Raw genomic sequence first — 16,123 nt, 5'->3', positions numbered from 1 at the left:
AAGCCCCTTTTTTAATGGGAAGCCGAAGTGCTTTCCGGTGTGAGGTTCCAAAGAGCTTTGTCCGTTTTAGGATCGATCGGCACAGAATATTGTTCGTGTGTGATCAGCCACTGCCCGTTGATTCTCTTAAAACAGTTGGTTTGTCTCATCCAGCAATCTATTTTTTGACCGTCATTCGTCGTGCCTGTCATGTGACTCAAGCAATGACTGTAACCGACATCGTTGCCGGCGATAACATGCAGGTCTCTTATTTTATAAGTCGAAGAGCCTTGCATTCCTGTTACATAATGATTCCATGCTTTGCGATATTCCTCTTTGCCGACCATTTGTAGCGGAGGCATCACATCAAAAGCGACAACGTCTTCTGAGTAAAATGACATGATTTTATCGAGGTCTTTTGCTGTCAAAGCTTCGGAAAAACGCTCAAGGACGTCGCGAATTTCCGACTCCTCGCTCGACATAGGAACGCGTCTTTTTTCAGAAGGTTGTGATGTTTGTAAAGCCATATGTTCTCCTTTTAGAGTTACTAAAAATTTTCGAGAACTTAGGAGCGGCTTTCAATGGAGCTTTAGAAAAAACAAAAAAAGGCCTGTGAATCCACAGGCCTTTGCGGAAAATCATTCACATGTTTAGTAATAACGAATGATCTCGAAAGTGGCGCGGCATCCGCGGTCCACCCAAATCCGATCGTTGTAAGCACCTGTCGTTTGACCCCAATAGCAAGGCTCATACGAGTGAACTTGGTACACGCGGATTTGGTAAAGGTAGTAAGGATTGATATAACATTCGTTGTAGCGATAGTTATAAGATCCACATGTTATAAACTCGGAGCGATAGTGTGGCGGTGGATAAGGTCGTGGATCGGGGCGCGGCTCTGGACGGGGATTTCCAGGATATGGATCTGGGCGGCCCGGATTGCCTGGATACGGTTCAGGACGAGGACGTGGTCGAACGTCCATGATTTCAGAGTGGTTCATGCTGTCATTGATGTCGGCTTGTGCCAATGGTGCCAAACCGATCACAACAAGAAGTGCGATGAAGAGATTTTTCATTTTTCCCCCAAGAATAGTGTCACTATGACATTACTTTCTATTTTAGAGAAAAATGCTGCAATTTCTGTGCGCAAAAAATGTCGAAGAAAACGGTGTCACTTCGACATTGTTTGCTTTGCTGCAGTGATTTATTTCGAAGACAAGTAGCGAGTCACCGCATCGGCAACTTCTGCGGACTCATTGATAACACGTTGGCTGATCGCCGCCTCTTCGCCGAAATATCCAAACGCGCGAATGATTTGCGTGTTCTTTAATGCGGGGCTGACGTTTTCCAAAGAGTGCGCCGCATTTTTATACGCATGCTGCGACCAAAGGTTTTCGATTTTCAAATCGGCACGATTTCTTTCCAGCCAAACGCGTGCGATCTGTGCAACGTGGCAGCTTGCGCAGTCCATGTTTTCAGGATTGAAGTCATGCGGATTTTCAATACGATAGATAGCACGAAGTTCCTTATGTAAGAGCTCTTCATTGCCGACTTTCATTTTATCGGAATCAATGATGACTTTGCTGAAAGAGTCTTCACCTGTGGCTTCCGGTGAAATAAAGCCGCGCTCGAAATGATCCGATGGAACTGCAAAGTTCACAAAAGCTTGGGCTCCGCGTGAAATGCGGGGGATTTTAATCAATTGCATTTTGCCATCGCGAACCTCGAAACCCGCGAAAGACCACATATCGCCGGCGCCGCGAACCACCATCACGGTTACGCGCGAAAGATTCTGCTGGCCTGCATACTTCAAAATGATTTTTTGGAATTCAAGCAACGCCGGGCTATCCACGCCCTGCTGAGCCCACGCGGGATGAATTTGCAAAGGAAGGCCGTCTGTATCGACATTGAAACGTTTTTTCCAAGCGGCAAGATCCTTCAGAACTTTTTTAAATTCCGTGTCGTCCAAAACATAGAAACTGTGAAGAGCCGCGTCCACGGCATTCACGCGATTGCGAAAGCCGATTTCCAGAGGTTGCCACACAATGCGGATTTGTTTTTGGCACGCTTGCGGCGTGGGGAGCGGGAAGCACGGATCGACACGAACCGCGATCGCGCGCAGGCTTTCAGCGACTTGTCCTTCGGTCATCACAGGTGTCAAAGGAGGAATAGTGCCAAGAAATTGCCGTGGAATAAGGGCGCCCCCTTTTCCAGGAGCATCAATTCCTAAAAGAGGATCCGAGCCGATTTTCGCAGGCAATGGTAAAAGATAAGAAACGTCGTTCAGTTCCCAGCGCGCTTCAGCAGTGAAGCTGACCAGGATACTCGCAAGTAAAACCAATGTTTTCATAGCGTTCTCATTTCATTTTTGCGGGATCGTTTCAACAAGAATCGAACCCGCAAAACTGAGAGAAAGCTAATTGAAAACAGGTTAGTGTTTCAAAGGTTTTTGAATGATGTGGATCGCGTGACCCAAAGTCGCTTCAGCCGCTTCCATCATTGTTTCACCCAAGGTAGGGTGAGGGTGGATGGAAAGTGCCAAGTCTTCGATGCGTGCGCCCATCTCGATAGCCAAGACAGCTTCCGAGATCAAGTTAGATGCCTCAGGTCCCACGATGTGAACGCCCAAAAGAACATGCGTCTTTTTATCGGCGATCATTTTCACGAAACCTTCCGTTTCCATCATGCTGACTGCGCGGCCATTAGCTCCGAATGGGAACTTACCGATCAATAGATCGTTGTAGCCTTTCGCTTTAGCCTCGGCCTCTGTCATACCCGCAGAAGCGATTTCTGGATCTGTGAAGACAACAGCAGGAACTGTTTTCGCATCGTAAACGCGGTTCGCGCCAGAGATCACTTCAGCAACAAGAACGCCTTCATGAGACGCCTTGTGCGCAAGCATTGGCTGACCCGCAATATCACCGATTGCAAAAATGTGCGGAACATTTGTTCTGCGTTGAGCGTCGACTTTAATAAAGCCGCGTTCATCAACAGCGATACCCGCCGCTTTCAAGTTCGCTTGGTCGCCGTTAGGACGACGGCCTACAGTCACCAAGATTTTGTCACATTTAACGACTTCGTCTTTACCGTTGATTTCAACAGTCACTTCGTAGCCGTCTTTGACTTTTTTCTGACCTTTGGCTTTTGCGCCGTACATGATGTTCACGCCGGATTTTTGCAACTTACGAGTCACGACTTGAGCGCAGTCTGGATCGACAACGCCTGCAAGAAGAGCGGATTGGGCTTCAATCACAGTTACTTCCGTACCCAATTTTCTCAAGTAAGAAGAGATCTCCAGGCCGATATAACCGCCACCGATAACAGCTACGCGCTTAGGAATAGAATCGAAAGCCAAAGCACCCGTTGAAGAACAGATGTCTTTTTCATCGAACTTAAAGCCCGGAATTTCGATAGGACGAGAACCCGTCGCTACGATGAAGTATTTCGCCTGAACAGACTCTGTTCCCGCAGAGGACTTCACAGTGATTTCTTTTGAAGTTTTGAATTCCGCATCACCTTTAAGAATTGTAACGCCATAACCTTTAAGAAGCTGATTCACGCCGCCAGACATTTTGTCACAAACGGATTGTTTCCACTTCACGAGTTGTTTCATATCAACGTCGATACCGCCTTTGATATTCAAACCCATTTCAGAGAAGTTATGTTGAGCTTTGTGAAGAAGATGAGTCGCCGTGATCATCGCTTTAGACGGGATACAACCCACGTTCAAGCACACGCCACCCAAGAATTCTCTTTCAACGACAGCTGTTTTAAATCCAAGTTGCGCGGAGCGGATCGCCGCGACGTAACCGCCAGGACCCGCACCAATTACTACTACGTCAAAATTTTGTGCCATGCTTTATCTCCTAGCTAGCCTTTGGCTAGATTAGCTCCACCAAAAGTTTACCAGGGTTTTCAATACGAGCGATGAATGCCGCCAAGAAACGAGCCGCCACTGCGCCGTCGATCAAACGGTGGTCCGCTGTCATTGTGTAGTTCATCACTTTGATCGCTTTCAACTGGCCATCTTTGATAACCGGTTTTTCATCGATTTTGTACATACCAAGAATCGCCACTTCAGGATGGTTGATCACTGGAGTTGCGTAAGTGCCACCGATAGAACCGATGTTCGTCACAGTGATAGTCGCACCCTTCATTTCATCTGGTTTCAACTTACCATCACGAGCACGCTTAGAAAGATCCAAGATCTCTTTAGAAATTTCCAAGATGGATTTTTGGTCTGCATTCTTGATCACAGGAACAACAAGTCCGTTTGGAGTGTCTGCCGCAAAACCAAGGTTGAAGTATTTTTTGTAAACGATTTCACCAGCCGCATCGTCGATAGAAGCGTTGAACATTGGGAATTCGCGGATTGTCGCAATCAAGGCCTTCATCACGATTGGAAGATATGTGATCTTCGTTCCGTGTTTCTCTGCATGCTCTTTCAAAGATTCGCGCATCGCGACCATCGCATCCACTTTCGCTTCATCCATAATTGTGAAGTGAGGGATGACGTGTTTAGAGCGTTGCATGTTTTCAGCGATCTTCTTACGGATACCAACAAGAGGTACACGCTCTTCCGCCGCGCCTGCAGGTCCTTGATAAGAAGGTTTCGGAATAGACATGCCTGGAGCCGAAGGAGCTTTTGCCGCTGCCGGAGCTGCGCCGCCTTTTGCAGAAAGAACATCTTCACGAGTCACGCGACCCGCAAGACCTGTTCCGCCAAGAGTGTTGATGTCCACACCCATCTCGCGCGCCAAACGACGAGTCGCCGGAGTCGCAAGAACTTTAGAATCCGCCACTGGAGGGAAAATTCCGCCCGTCGCGACAGCCGCTGCTGAAGAAGCTTGTGCTGGCATTGCAGATGCCGCCGCGAAATTCGCATGCGCTGAAGCAGGAACTTCACGTTGTGCGCCCGCAGGAGCTTGTGGAGCTGGAGCCGCACCGGCTCCCGCTGTAAGAGTAATCATTGTCGAGCCGACTTTTACGACGTCACCAGATTTGAATTTCAAATCTTTGACAACCCCTGCGACTGGAGTTGGAACTTCAACGGTCGCTTTGTCCGTTAAAACTTCTGCAATCGCTTGGTCTGCTTTCACAGAGTCGCCTGGTTTTACCAACCATTTTACAAGTTCACCTTCAGTAACACCTTCTCCCAATTCTGGAAGTTTGATGTCTTGAACTTTACCGCCACCCGCAGCTGGAGCTGCCGCTTGCGGAGCCGGAGCCGCCGGAGCTGCTGGTTTTGCAGCCGGAGCCGCAGGTGCCGCCGTTGCGCCCGCGCCGTCAAGTGTGATCATTGTTGCGCCGACTTTTACGACGTCGCCAGATTTGAATTTTAAGTCTTTAACAACACCTGCAACAGGAGATGGAACCTCTACAGTTGCTTTGTCAGTCAATACTTCCGCGATAGGTTGATCGGCTTTGACAGAGTCGCCTGGTTTTACCAACCATTTTACCAATTCACCTTCAGTAACACCTTCACCAAGTTCGGGCAGTTTTACATCAGTTGCCATGTTGAGAAAGTTCCTTTCCTTGTTGCATATCCGTATTAAAAATTAACTTGTTCCAATTCCATCGCTCTTTGTTTCTCGACGATTCCTTTCATGAAGAATTCGCCGGCACGATAAGAGCTTCTTACCAGCGGGCCTGATGCTACGTACAAGTAACCCATGCCTTCCGCTGTCGTCTGCCACTCTTTGAATTTCTCGGGAGTGACATACTCTTCCACTTTCAGATGTCTCTTCGCAGGTTGCAGGTATTGACCAAAGGTCACAACGTCACAGCCTACGCTTCGCAAATCTTTCAGTGTCTGCAAAACTTCTTCGTCCTTTTCACCAAGTCCCAACATGATTGAAGACTTCGTGTAACGGGAAGGGTCTCGCTCTTTCACCATCTCAAGCACGCGCAGAGTTTGACGATAACCCGCACGTGGGTCCCGCACCTTCGGAGTCAGACGCTCCACCGTTTCGATGTTGTGTGCATACACATCCGGTTTCGCATCGGTGAGTTGATACACAAGATCCCGCTCACCACGGAAGTCTCCTGCAAGTATTTCGACAATCAAGTTCGGTGCGAGCTTCTTAATCGTCTTCACGGTGCGCGAGAAATGTTCGGCACCTTGATCGGGAAGATCATCGCGATCGACGGTTGTGATCACGACGTATTCCAAACCCATCTGAGAAATCGAGTAAGCAATTTTCTCAGGCTCAAAAGGATCGAGGACTCCTTTCGGATTTCCTGTCTTCACGTTGCAGAAGCGACAGCCCCGAGTGCACACGTCACCCATAATCATAAAAGTGGCTGTGCCGCCGGACCAACATTCACCGATGTTGGGACAACGCGCTTCTTGACAGACCGTCGCCAGTTTCAACTCACCAAGCATTTCCTTGATGCGCGTGTAATTTTCTCCGACAGGAGCGCGCACCTTCAGCCACGAAGGCTTCGGACTTACTGGCTTTTTTTCAGACATAATCCGTCCTTTTTGAACACTCCCTTCTATTCTCACCCTAGAGCATTTGCACTTAATTACGCCATGCATAAACGGAATAAAAAACAGACGCTGCGGAGGCCTAGCAAAAGGCATCGACAACGGCCTATTAAAAAGTCTAAGTTGATGGTGAAATCGCAGGCTTACAAGGGGTTGCCATGAAGTTTTCTCGGAAGTTGCAGGAAGGTATTTTGTTGAAGCGCTATAAACGCTTCTTCGCGGATATCGAATGGAAGGGTGAAACAATTATAGCCCACGTTCCTAACACGGGAAGTCTTAAAAGCGTGAACAACCCGGGTCAGCACTGTCTGTTTTCGGAAAGTGATAATCCCGAAAGAAAGCTCAAGTTTACATTGGAGATGATTAAAGCTCCAACGGGGGCCTGGGTGGGCGTGAACACCGCGACTCCCAATACGATCGTTAAAGAGACCTTGCTTCGTGTTGTCGGGCAAAAGGGCATTCTTGGCACTTTCGCCGACTGGTCTCGTTTTGACGAGTGTAAGGGCGAGCACAAGATCAACGCGGAAACGCGGTTGGATTTTGTTTTAAAAAGAAAAAATTCAGACAAAATGCACTTTATCGAAGTGAAAAATGTGACACTCGCAGAAGAGGGTGTCGCAAAATTTCCGGACGCTGTCTCCGAGCGCGCACAAAAACACCTGCGTGAGCTCATGCTCTTAATGGAGCAAGGCCACAGTGCCGAAATTATTTTTACGATTCAGCGAAATGACTGCGGATCGTTTGCGCCTGCGGATGATATCGATCCCGAGTATGGAAAACTTTTGCGTGAGGCTTTTCATAAAGGTTTGAAAGTCTCGCCTTTGGTGGTCGACCTCAGCCACGAGTCGGCGGAGTTGTCAGAGACGACGCTGCCTTTGCGCCTTTAAAGAAAAAGTCGCGAGTTTTTCACTCGCGACTTTGTTTTATCTAATGTTCTGAAACGCTTTGAAGTGTGTCGTGACTGATTCTTGCGCTGCCAGCTTTGGTTGCGATGTCACCGATGCTGACCATGCCGACCAAGCGTTTGTTGCGGTCTACGACCGGTAAACGTCGGATCTGTTTCGACGACATTTTGCGACTGACTTCGCTGACATCTTCGTCATCAAAACAATAACTAATACCCGGACTCATGATGTCTTCCACTTTTGTGCTGCGCGGATCTTTGCCGTGAGCGACAACGCGAATGGCGATGTCCCGGTCCGTCACCATACCAATCATTTTATCGTCTTTTTCAACCGGAATGGAGCCGCAGTCTTCTGATTCCATCAGTTGCGCGGCTTCAGCGACAGAGTGTTTAAAATTAAGAACTTTGGCATCTGGATGCATGATTTCGCGGACTTGCATAAAAGGACCCTCCATCATCTGTTGTTCTTTTCCCCAATGATAAGTCGGATTTGCTCTGGAGGACTTTAAATAATCTGTCATGTGTCGTCTGAAACGGGACCTTGGGCGGCTCACTTTTTCTCTTTCTTTTTAATGGTGATAGAGCCGTTGTTTTCAAGCACGGCGAGTTCGACTTCTTCGTAAGTCGTGCAGCCCTCTTGGCGCATGGCCGCTTCAATCTCGTGACGTGTGAGTCTTTCTCGTCTCACAAGATCTTCATTGAGCTGCCCTTTGTAGATGAGAACCTCGGGCCGACCTTCAAGCAGAGTGCCCACGCGTTTGAATTTAAAACCGATGATGCCCACAAGATGATCCATAGTAAAAAGAGTCAACGCCGTGATCAAACCTCCGGGAAGGGATTCGTCACCGCCGCTCATGGAGTTCTGCACGCCATCGGCAATGATGAGTAACAAAACAAAATCAAACGGGGAGGATTCCCCAATCTGCCGTTTTCCTGTGAGCCGCAATGCAAGGAAAAGAAAAAAATAAACGATGACGGCTCTTAAGATAATCTCCCAGAAGGGTAAAGAAAGTTGCATCATGATTTTTGCTCCTCTTCACCATCAAGCCAGCCTTCTTCGCGTAAGTAATTTCTAAATCCCTGATCATCTAAAGACATCGCCGGCATGTACAGACTGACGCGAGCGCGTTTCCACCAGCCCTCTTTGGGATTTTTTGTGAATCGATAGAGATAAAGATGGGCCCGGATGTAGCGGGGCTTTTCGCCTTTAAAGGGATCTTCTTTGAGCAATCCCAAAACTTCTTTATTTCCCTCTAAAAGTTTCGCGACAAGATTGATGATCCATGGATGAAAGCGAAAGTCCGACATCGCTGCAAACCACATCTGCCAATCCAGTTTGTAGTGGTAAGGGCTGACTTGCGGGGGACGTCGGCGCGGATCTCCCGGTTTGCCTTTGAACTCGTAAGGAGTCCACTGCGTGGCAGGATCGGGATGTTGCTCGGTGGTGCCTTCCAGAATAATCTCATAGCGCTCTTTCGTGATGCTGCCGAATGCGCCGTAGGTGTTCATCAAATGCCAACGATCAAAACTGCGATTCATCGCCTGGCGTTTTGAAATCATGTTCATCAGTGGTTTGTAACTGAGATAAAGAAGCAAACCAGAAACGGCGATAACGAAAACCGCATGGAGGGGCGAAAAGGCCTCTGCCCTCATTGCGAAGCTTGGCAGTGTGGCAAAGTAAGCGAAAAATCCGTCGTCAAAACACGGAATACAAAGAACGATCGTGATCAGATTCAACCAGCTGAAATTACCGCTGATGGCGATCACGATCTGAAAAATGATCGTGAGCAAGGCCGTCGTGTAACGGACGACAGCAGGCCCGAAATAACCGAAGGGCGCAATCAATTCGACAACGTGATTGTAAAACACCGAAAAGCGATGAAACCATTTTGGCAAGTGATGAAAGTACCACGACAGCGAATTCGGCAATGGCTGCGTTTCATAGAAGTAGTACATACAAGTAAGATCGCGCCAGCATTCGTCGCCGCGGATTTTGATGAGGCCCGCGCCAAAAATTACCCGGAATAAAAGCCAGCGGTAAAGCCAAATAATGGGGAGCGCGACGGGAGCCGACGTGGGCCCCAGGAATAGCGCAAGAAAACCCGTTTCAAGTAATAATATTTCCCAGCCAAAGCCATAGAAGTCTTGACCGACATTTACGAAAGAAGAGTAAAGAACCCACAGCGAGAACCAGATAACAAAAGAAAACAAATATCCAAAAGCATCAGAAAGACCCAAAAGTGCGAGTGTGGAAATGAAAACGCCGAGCCACGCGATACCACTTATAAATCCATCGCTGTTCTTCCAATAAAAAATACTGGGATTGTCCCAGAAGCGTGTGCGCGCCGTGAAAAGATGAATTGGAAGCAGTCCGTGCTGTCCCAGAAGACCGCGGCCCTGATTTGCAGCAATTAAAAATCCCATGAGGTAAAGAAACGCGATTCCTCTTTGCAACAAGAAGCGCGTGAAGGTGTATTCTTGGGAGTACAAAATTTCCAATCCCATATTTTGCAAATTATAGATGATACCAAGAGGCGCACAGGACATGTGTTTTACCAGAGATCATTTGCGCGAGAATGATCTCGTGTTTAGTATGAGACTTCTAAACCTGAACGGAGTTGTGAAATGCCAACTGTAAACGCTTATGCTGCTTACAATGCCAAAGAAGATTTAAAGCCCTACCGTTTTGATCGCCGCGAACCGGGGCCTTACGATGTCGTCATCGACATTCATTACTGCGGTGTTTGCCATTCTGATTTGCATCAAGTGCGTGACGAGTGGGGCGGCTCTCAATTTCCGATGGTTCCCGGTCATGAAATTGTCGGTAAAGTTTCGCAAGTCGGCGGCTCGGTCAGTAAATTCAAAGTCGGCGACACCGTCGGGGTCGGCTGTATGGTGGAGTCCTGCCGTACATGTCCATCATGCGAAGAAGGCCTCGAGCAATATTGCGAAAAAAGTTTCGTAGGCACTTATAACTCTGTAGAAAAAGACGGGACGACGCCAACGCAAGGCGGTTATTCCCAAAAGATTGTTGTGACGGAAGATTTTGTTTTAAGAATTTCGCCAAAGCTGCCTTTGGATAAAGCGGCACCTCTCTTGTGCGCCGGCATCACTACTTATTCTCCTCTTCGTCATTGGAAAGTGGGACCTGGCAGTAAAGTCGGTGTGATGGGACTTGGCGGCTTGGGACACATGGCCGTCAAATTAGCGGCGGCGATGGGGGCGGAAGTCACGGTCCTAAGTTCGTCTCCGAAGAAAAAAGAAGATGCGCACCGCTTGGGCGCGAAAAATTATGTCGTGGCTGCGGATGCGGAAGCGATGAAAAAGCTGTATCGCAGTTTTGATTTGATCATTAACACAGTGTCTGCGCCGATTGATTTGAATCAGTATCTGGTTTTGCTTAAGCGTGATGGCGCCATGGTACTTTTGGGTGTTCCAGAAAAACCGGAAGCGATTCATCCGTTTCCCCTTATCATGGGCCGTCGCAGTCTTGCGGGCTCCTTGATCGGTGGAATCAAAGAAACGCAAGAGATGTTGGACTTCTGCGCCGCTAAAGGCATCACGTCCGACATCGAATTGATTCCAATTGCCAAGATTAACGAGGCTTACGAACGCATGTTGAAGGGCGATGTTCGCTATCGTTTTGTGATTGATATTGCCTCTTTGAACTAGGCTTTTTTCGAGGGAAAGTGTCAAGAATTCACACGTTTTCCCTCTGAATGCTGTTCAGAGATCAGTCACAAATAAAAAGTTTTAAGTTCTAAAAATGACCTGCCGATCACTTCCGTAGACCACTACGGAGGATCGGCATGATGTCATTATCTCCCACGAAAGTTCTTACGACCTTAGCAATGATGCTTACGCTTTCTGCCTGCGGACCGCAAATTCCGGTTTTGCCGGATGACCCTCATAACGAACCCGCAGCGACATTTCCCGGCGATGGTAACAATGAAGGGCAAGGGGAGTTGCCTTCGGAAACTCCACCCGACGTTGCGGAGCCAACGACTCCCACATCGCCTCCCAATCCCGAAGAACCTGTGCTGACAGAGCGCGAGCAGATTTTAAAAATGTACGACTATTTGGATCCGAATCAGATTGTTCCGACCAAGCCGTTGGAAGAGGCGGTGATTTATTTTCACAAAAATAAATCCAAATTTAAAAACACTTCGGTGATTTCGGTTTTGGATTTCAGTCAGAAGTCGACGCAGAAGCGCTGGTATTTTATTAACATGCAAACAGGGTCCGTATGGAACGTGCATGTGTCCCATGGAAAAGGATCGGACAGCAATCATGATGGCTATGCTGAAAAATTCAGTAATACCTCGGGCTCGAACGCGTCTTCGTTAGGCTTTTACAAAACAGCCGAGACCTATACCGGAAGCAATGGATACTCTTTGCGCTTGGACGGCCTTTCTACGACAAATTCCAACGCGCGATCTCGAGCGATCGTTGTGCATGGTGCGAACTATGTTCAGGATTCAAGCGTGATTCAGGGAAGAAGCTGGGGTTGCCCTGCGGTTTCGCAAAGCAACCGGGATAAAGTCATCAATATGATCAAAGGCGGAAGCCTGATCTATGCAGTGAACAAGTACTAAAGGTACTTGAGCTGTTCACCCACAAGTTTTTTAAGGTTCTCGACATAACCTACATACTCTTCCATGTCCAAGCGCTCGTCTTCTTTCACGTGAGCTTTGGGAAAGTTGTAGGGAGTCAATTCAATCACATCCGCATGAGAAGAGATCGCCGCAAAATTGTTTTCTTCCAAAACTTGCATAAGAGCATCAAGATCGTGCCCTTCTTCGTCATGGGGATATTCAAGGCCGCGCATTTCGCAAAGAGCTTTTAAGTATTTCTCGCACGCTTGCGCCAAATTATAACCGACGAGATCGTGCTGTTTTTCATCGTGAAGATTCTTTTTTGCTAAGTCGAGATCGTCCTGAGCCTTAAGAATAAGAGATTTTGCGTGAGCGCTCATGATGGACTCCTTTGTGGTGGTTCTACATTTATTTAACCGGACAAAAGACGAGGAGCCAATGAAAATCATGAGCTCTAAGGCAAAAAAAAAGCCACGGTTTGGGCCCGTGGCTTCTTTGTTCGTCTTAGCTTTTCAGATTACTGAGCTGCTTTAAGGTGACGATCAATGATGTCTTTGAATTCAGAGAATGGGTACGCACCACGAAGAGAAACACCGTTGATCAAGAAACCTGGAGTTCCAGAGAATCCGAACTTACGAGCTTCTTCCATGTCAGCGTCGATACGCTTAGTGATTGCTTCGCTGTTCAAGTCTTTTTCAAGTTTCTTCATGTCAGCGCCCGCTTTTTTAGCAGCGTCTTTCAAAGCGCCTTCTTTTTTAGTGCGAAGATCGCCTTGGTTTTCGAACACGAGGTTGTAGAACTTTTCAGCTTTTGCATGGTCTTGCATTGCAATCGCTTCGAAGTATCTAGCTGCAGGCATTGCCATTGGATGGAAATCCAAAGGAAGGTGCTTGTACACAACGCGCACGTCTTTAGGATATGCTTTCATCACTTCGTCAACTGTCGCGTGACCTTTTGCACAGTATGGGCACTCAAAGTCAGAGTATTCGATGATAGTGATTTTTGCGTCTTTAGGGCCAAAGATAACGCGGCCTTCTTCGATTGCCGGTTTCAATGGATTCGCAAACTCTTCGTCACGCTTTTTGCCTTCTTCAGCAACAGCTTTTTCTTGAGCTTTACGTTGAGCGTTCTGAGCCGCCTTGTTTACAACTTCGATGAATTGTTCTGGATCTTTTTCAATAGCAACGAAAACGATGCTTGGATCTTTTTCTACTGCTTCTTTGAGTTGTTTCGCTGAAGGAGCACAATTTACAAGAGAAAGTGCCAACGCGCCGATACCTAAAAACTTAAGTGCTTTCAATGTTTCCTCCGAGATGGATGATTAAAGTTTTGAGCCCTTCCATTTGACAATATTTTTAGTTTAGAGGGAAGGAAAAAATCCCGGTCCTAGGTCGGGATGATTCTGGCCTTGTCTCAGTACCGGACGTCTTTAAACTTATGTTTATGAAAAAAGCAATATTCATTCTAACAATGTTCACCTTTGTATTTTGCACACAAGCCCAAGCAGGTTTGTTATTTAACTACTCACAATTGGCACTGAAAGACTTGGACCAAATGAATAAATTGGTCAGTGACAAAGTGAAAGAATCGCGAAAGTCGGCAAGCGGCAAAGCGGTGCCGCTTAAGGAAGCATTGCAGGCAGTTTATTCTCGGCCGAACGAAGATGACATGATTGATAAAATTATTGCACCTTTGCGTTCCAATTTAGATGAGTTGGAGTCCTGGGAAAAAACGGTCAGTCAATTAACTGACGAAGCCATCAATGCTTTGAAAAATCCTCGGGCTTTTAAACCGGTAGTGCAAACAACGTACGTCATTTTCCTTGAAAATCTTTTGGCTGAGATCAAACCGTATGTAAAGAATGACGGCTTTGAAAAGCAGATCGCTGTCAGAGTGCGTGATGCCAAGATTGAGGTTTCAAAAGAAGCGGTCAATGAACGCAAACTTCGCACGATGAAACCGACGACATCGCCATCGGAAATCGCCGAAAAGATTTTGTCTCAAAGCAACGAGCCGGCTCCTGTGGTCACAGATACAGAAGAAAAAACGTCTGAAACTTCGGCAAAAAATGCCGAATCCGCGCAGTAATTTCCCTCGACTAGACTGGCTCCGGACACATTCGACCGTGGGCCAGCGTCAAACGATAGATCTCCTCAAGTCTCGAAAAATCGCCTCAAATTGACTCAAGTTCTCACGAACTCCTACCGATAGAAACAACATGTAGTGGCTGGATGCCCGAAAGAGCAATTAGGAGGATTCGATGTTTCTACAAGGCGATTTACAAATAGTGTTCGATGCACTCTACACAGTGGGCGCAATTGATCCTGTTTTAAAGTTGGATTGGAATGAAGTCACAAAAGAGATGATGGCAAATCCACAACTCTTGAGCGATGCGTTTCAAAACATCAACGCGTGTAAAGGAAACAAAGATCTCCTCATCCAGAAGCTTCACATGATGGATCAAAGATCCGTGAATTATATTGCTATGGAGGTGGCGCGTGAGTTTTGTGAGTTCCAAGATCGCACTGAATTGCACTAAGGTTTTCTTCGCTCTTTGTGTGACTCAGTCGGCGTTCGCCTTTGAAGTGGACTTCTCTCGTCGCCAGGTTGATTTCAACAGAGTTAAAAACGAAGATCGTTTACCTGCAAGCATTCAGGAAGATCAATCGGTGAATATCCTTAATAAAGTTTTTGATTCGGTTGAGCCGACGCAAGACATCGTGATCATGAACACGGATAAAGGCTTCGTGCCTGACACGGTTCGTTTGCGAAAAGGGAATAACTACCGCATTCATGTGGTGAATGTGAACGGCAAAGAAAAGAACGTCAGTTTCGTTCTTGATGCTTTCTCTGAACATCACAATACGGTGTTCGGCGAACAAAAAACTTTTTATGTCACTCCGAAAACGGATGGAATTTTCTCTTACCAATGCCCGGAAACGGCGGTGCAAGGAAAGTTCATTATCTTTTCTGAATCCGGAGCGGACAGAAAACCTGCTTCTAACTAATTTTGGAGATGCGCCCTCATGTCTGATCAGTCGAACGTTTTCAAACAGACCATTCAGCAGAATCTAGGTCCTGTTTTGAAGTACCTCGATGACAAGGGCGTTTCCGAAATTCTTGTCAACGGTCACAAAGAAATTTTCGTCGAAAGAAAAGGGAAGCTCGAGCGAGTTCCTGAAAGTTTTCCTTCGGAAGACGATCTTCGCGCGGCCGTAAACAGTATCGCGCAAAGCGTGGGTCGTCGTATCGACGATGAGTCCCCGCGTTTGGATGCGCGTTTGCCGGATGGTTCGCGTATCGCGGCGGTGATTCCGCCGATGTCGCGTAAGGGGACGACTCTTTCGATTCGTAAATTCACGAATAATAAAATCACTTTTGCGGATTACATTAAGTTCGGCGCGATCACTGAAGACGGCGCGCGTTTTTTGGATATCTGCATGTTCCTTGGCAAAAACATCATCGTGAGCGGTGGTACCGGTTCCGGTAAGACGACACTTTTGTCGTTGTTGTGCACGCGCATTCCCAAAGGGCAGCGTGTGATGGTGATCGAGGACTCTTCCGAATTGCAAGTCGACTATGAGCACGTGGTGATGTTTGAAACGCGCCAAGGTGACCAAATGGGGAAAGGCGAAGTCACGATCAAAGATCTTTTGAAAAGTGCGCTTCGTTTGCGTCCTGACCGTATCATCGTGGGGGAGGTTCGTTCGAGTGAAGCGATGGAGCTTCTGAACGCCATGAACACAGGTCACAAAGGTTGTATGGGAACGGTGCATGCGAATACACCGGAAGATGCGATTGTGCGTCTGGAAGCTTTGGCTCAAGGCGGGGATGCGAAGATCAGTGAGAAGGCTTTGCGCTCGCAAGTGATCTCAGCCATCGAAATTATCATCCAGGTCTCGCGTTTTTCCGATGGATCTCGCCGTATCGCAGCAATCTCGGAAGTGCGCGGATTCAATGCGGATGGTTCGTACAACGTCGTTCCAATCTTTGAAATGTCCCGAATGACTCGTCGTCCCGACGGCACTCTGGAAGGTAAACTCGTTGCCACAGGCAATATACCGACGTTCATGGACGAAATCATCGACAACAACCTCCCATTCCCAAAATCCAAATTCACAAAAGCCGCCTAAAAGGTGCCTGCTTCTTTTTTCTGGC

Annotated in this window: 18 protein-coding genes; 7 read left to right on the top strand and 11 right to left on the bottom strand. The window is 47.4% G+C overall.

Annotated elements, in window-relative coordinates; all coding sequences use genetic code 11:
• Nucleotides 1-11: 11 nt before the first annotated feature.
• The 6 genes from QJS83_RS06390 to lipA form a co-directional block, all read right to left on the bottom strand.
• Nucleotides 12-506: a YybH family protein gene (locus tag QJS83_RS06390; protein ID WP_284608322.1), complete on the bottom strand. Its 495-nt coding sequence runs from the start codon at nt 504-506 to the stop codon at nt 12-14.
• 123 nt (nt 507-629) lie between these two features.
• Entirely contained in the window at nt 630-1,052 is a 423-nt protein-coding gene (locus QJS83_RS06385; protein WP_284608321.1) for a DUF3011 domain-containing protein, read from the bottom strand.
• Between the two features lie 128 nt (nt 1,053-1,180).
• Nucleotides 1,181-2,326, bottom strand: a complete 1,146-nt coding sequence (locus QJS83_RS06380) for a hypothetical protein (RefSeq protein WP_284608320.1) — start codon at nt 2,324-2,326, stop codon at nt 1,181-1,183.
• 81 nt (nt 2,327-2,407) lie between these two features.
• Complete coding sequence (gene lpdA / locus QJS83_RS06375) at nt 2,408-3,832, bottom strand: dihydrolipoyl dehydrogenase (RefSeq protein ID WP_284608319.1); 1,425 nt, start codon at nt 3,830-3,832, stop codon at nt 2,408-2,410.
• 25 nt (nt 3,833-3,857) lie between these two features.
• The gene (locus QJS83_RS06370; protein WP_284608318.1) at nt 3,858-5,492 is read right to left on the bottom strand and encodes a 2-oxo acid dehydrogenase subunit E2; all 1,635 of its coding nucleotides are present in this window, start codon (nt 5,490-5,492) and stop codon (nt 3,858-3,860) included.
• Between the two features lie 35 nt (nt 5,493-5,527).
• Nucleotides 5,528-6,448: a lipoyl synthase gene (lipA, locus tag QJS83_RS06365; RefSeq protein WP_284608317.1), complete on the bottom strand. Its 921-nt coding sequence runs from the start codon at nt 6,446-6,448 to the stop codon at nt 5,528-5,530.
• A 176-nt stretch (nt 6,449-6,624) separates the two neighbouring features.
• Here lipA and sfsA point away from each other — a divergent pair, with 176 nt between their 5' ends.
• Complete coding sequence (gene sfsA, locus QJS83_RS06360) at nt 6,625-7,353, top strand: DNA/RNA nuclease SfsA (RefSeq protein WP_284608316.1); 729 nt, start codon at nt 6,625-6,627, stop codon at nt 7,351-7,353.
• Between the two features lie 40 nt (nt 7,354-7,393).
• Here sfsA and QJS83_RS06355 read toward each other — a convergent pair whose 3' ends face one another.
• The 3 genes from QJS83_RS06355 to QJS83_RS06345 are packed head-to-tail and all read right to left on the bottom strand — an operon-like array spanning nt 7,394 to nt 9,875.
• Nucleotides 7,394-7,891: a CBS domain-containing protein gene (locus QJS83_RS06355; RefSeq protein WP_284608315.1), complete on the bottom strand. Its 498-nt coding sequence runs from the start codon at nt 7,889-7,891 to the stop codon at nt 7,394-7,396.
• A 29-nt stretch (nt 7,892-7,920) separates the two neighbouring features.
• The gene (locus tag QJS83_RS06350) at nt 7,921-8,391 is read right to left on the bottom strand and encodes a DUF421 domain-containing protein (RefSeq protein ID WP_284608314.1); all 471 of its coding nucleotides are present in this window, start codon (nt 8,389-8,391) and stop codon (nt 7,921-7,923) included.
• Nucleotides 8,388-9,875 carry a lipase maturation factor family protein gene (locus QJS83_RS06345; protein ID WP_284608313.1) on the bottom strand — a complete coding sequence of 496 codons (1,488 nt, stop codon included), beginning with the start codon at nt 9,873-9,875 and terminating at the stop codon, nt 8,388-8,390. Before QJS83_RS06345 ends, QJS83_RS06350 begins: the two co-directional genes overlap by 4 nt.
• A 120-nt stretch (nt 9,876-9,995) precedes the next feature.
• On the opposite strand from QJS83_RS06345, the gene QJS83_RS06340 reads away from it, so the two are divergent.
• Both QJS83_RS06340 and QJS83_RS06335 read left to right on the top strand, forming a co-directional pair.
• Nucleotides 9,996-11,042 (top strand): NAD(P)-dependent alcohol dehydrogenase, encoded by a 1,047-nt coding sequence (locus tag QJS83_RS06340; protein ID WP_284608312.1) that lies wholly within the window; start codon nt 9,996-9,998, stop codon nt 11,040-11,042.
• A 137-nt stretch (nt 11,043-11,179) separates the two neighbouring features.
• A complete protein-coding gene (locus QJS83_RS06335) occupies nt 11,180-11,965 on the top strand; it encodes a murein L,D-transpeptidase catalytic domain family protein (RefSeq protein ID WP_284608311.1) in 786 nt (261 codons plus the stop codon).
• On the opposite strand, the gene QJS83_RS06330 is transcribed toward QJS83_RS06335, so the two are convergent.
• Both QJS83_RS06330 and QJS83_RS06325 read right to left on the bottom strand, forming a co-directional pair.
• On the bottom strand, nt 11,962-12,345 hold the full coding sequence (locus QJS83_RS06330; protein ID WP_284608310.1) for a HEPN domain-containing protein: 384 nt from the start codon (nt 12,343-12,345) through the stop codon (nt 11,962-11,964). The genes QJS83_RS06335 and QJS83_RS06330 overlap by 4 nt on opposite strands.
• Nucleotides 12,346-12,482: 137 nt before the next feature.
• Nucleotides 12,483-13,265: a DsbA family protein gene (locus QJS83_RS06325; protein ID WP_284608309.1), complete on the bottom strand. Its 783-nt coding sequence runs from the start codon at nt 13,263-13,265 to the stop codon at nt 12,483-12,485.
• A 143-nt stretch (nt 13,266-13,408) separates the two neighbouring features.
• On the opposite strand from QJS83_RS06325, the gene QJS83_RS06320 reads away from it, so the two are divergent.
• The 4 genes from QJS83_RS06320 to QJS83_RS06305 all read left to right on the top strand — a co-directional run bounded on the left by QJS83_RS06320 (nt 13,409) and on the right by QJS83_RS06305 (nt 16,098).
• Nucleotides 13,409-14,053, top strand: coding sequence for a hypothetical protein (locus QJS83_RS06320; RefSeq protein ID WP_284608308.1), 645 nt, complete (start codon nt 13,409-13,411; stop codon nt 14,051-14,053).
• 172 nt (nt 14,054-14,225) lie between these two features.
• Nucleotides 14,226-14,504, top strand: coding sequence for a cytochrome (locus QJS83_RS06315; RefSeq protein ID WP_284608307.1), 279 nt, complete (start codon nt 14,226-14,228; stop codon nt 14,502-14,504).
• Nucleotides 14,464-14,973, top strand: coding sequence for a cupredoxin domain-containing protein (locus QJS83_RS06310; protein WP_284608306.1), 510 nt, complete (start codon nt 14,464-14,466; stop codon nt 14,971-14,973). The genes QJS83_RS06315 and QJS83_RS06310 overlap by 41 nt, the downstream gene beginning before the upstream one ends.
• A gap of 18 nt (nt 14,974-14,991) precedes the next feature.
• Nucleotides 14,992-16,098: a TadA family conjugal transfer-associated ATPase gene (locus QJS83_RS06305; RefSeq protein ID WP_284608305.1), complete on the top strand. Its 1,107-nt coding sequence runs from the start codon at nt 14,992-14,994 to the stop codon at nt 16,096-16,098.
• The last annotated feature ends 25 nt before the right edge of the window (nt 16,099-16,123 follow it).

Source organism: Bdellovibrio sp. 22V, from assembly GCF_030169785.1.
Lineage (GTDB): Bacteria > Bdellovibrionota > Bdellovibrionia > Bdellovibrionales > Bdellovibrionaceae > Bdellovibrio.
Note: the sequence above shows the minus strand (reverse complement) of the source record. Positions and strands in the feature narration are given on the sequence as shown.

What these genes read in the sequence shown, in the direction of transcription:
- QJS83_RS06390 (WP_284608322.1), bottom strand. Translation starts at nt 506, where the DNA reads ATGGCTTTACAAACATCACAACCTTCTGAAAAAAGACGCGTTCCTATG.
- QJS83_RS06385 (WP_284608321.1), bottom strand. Translation starts at nt 1,052, where the DNA reads ATGAAAAATCTCTTCATCGCACTTCTTGTTGTGATCGGTTTGGCACCA.
- QJS83_RS06380 (WP_284608320.1), bottom strand. Translation starts at nt 2,326, where the DNA reads ATGAAAACATTGGTTTTACTTGCGAGTATCCTGGTCAGCTTCACTGCT.
- lpdA (WP_284608319.1), bottom strand. Translation starts at nt 3,832, where the DNA reads ATGGCACAAAATTTTGACGTAGTAGTAATTGGTGCGGGTCCTGGCGGT.
- QJS83_RS06370 (WP_284608318.1), bottom strand. Translation starts at nt 5,492, where the DNA reads ATGGCAACTGATGTAAAACTGCCCGAACTTGGTGAAGGTGTTACTGAA.
- lipA (WP_284608317.1), bottom strand. Translation starts at nt 6,448, where the DNA reads ATGTCTGAAAAAAAGCCAGTAAGTCCGAAGCCTTCGTGGCTGAAGGTG.
- sfsA (WP_284608316.1), top strand. Translation starts at nt 6,625, where the DNA reads ATGAAGTTTTCTCGGAAGTTGCAGGAAGGTATTTTGTTGAAGCGCTAT.
- QJS83_RS06355 (WP_284608315.1), bottom strand. Translation starts at nt 7,891, where the DNA reads ATGACAGATTATTTAAAGTCCTCCAGAGCAAATCCGACTTATCATTGG.
- QJS83_RS06350 (WP_284608314.1), bottom strand. Translation starts at nt 8,391, where the DNA reads ATGATGCAACTTTCTTTACCCTTCTGGGAGATTATCTTAAGAGCCGTC.
- QJS83_RS06345 (WP_284608313.1), bottom strand. Translation starts at nt 9,875, where the DNA reads ATGGGATTGGAAATTTTGTACTCCCAAGAATACACCTTCACGCGCTTC.
- QJS83_RS06340 (WP_284608312.1), top strand. Translation starts at nt 9,996, where the DNA reads ATGCCAACTGTAAACGCTTATGCTGCTTACAATGCCAAAGAAGATTTA.
- QJS83_RS06335 (WP_284608311.1), top strand. Translation starts at nt 11,180, where the DNA reads ATGATGTCATTATCTCCCACGAAAGTTCTTACGACCTTAGCAATGATG.
- QJS83_RS06330 (WP_284608310.1), bottom strand. Translation starts at nt 12,345, where the DNA reads ATGAGCGCTCACGCAAAATCTCTTATTCTTAAGGCTCAGGACGATCTC.
- QJS83_RS06320 (WP_284608308.1), top strand. Translation starts at nt 13,409, where the DNA reads ATGAAAAAAGCAATATTCATTCTAACAATGTTCACCTTTGTATTTTGC.
- QJS83_RS06315 (WP_284608307.1), top strand. Translation starts at nt 14,226, where the DNA reads ATGTTTCTACAAGGCGATTTACAAATAGTGTTCGATGCACTCTACACA.
- QJS83_RS06305 (WP_284608305.1), top strand. Translation starts at nt 14,992, where the DNA reads ATGTCTGATCAGTCGAACGTTTTCAAACAGACCATTCAGCAGAATCTA.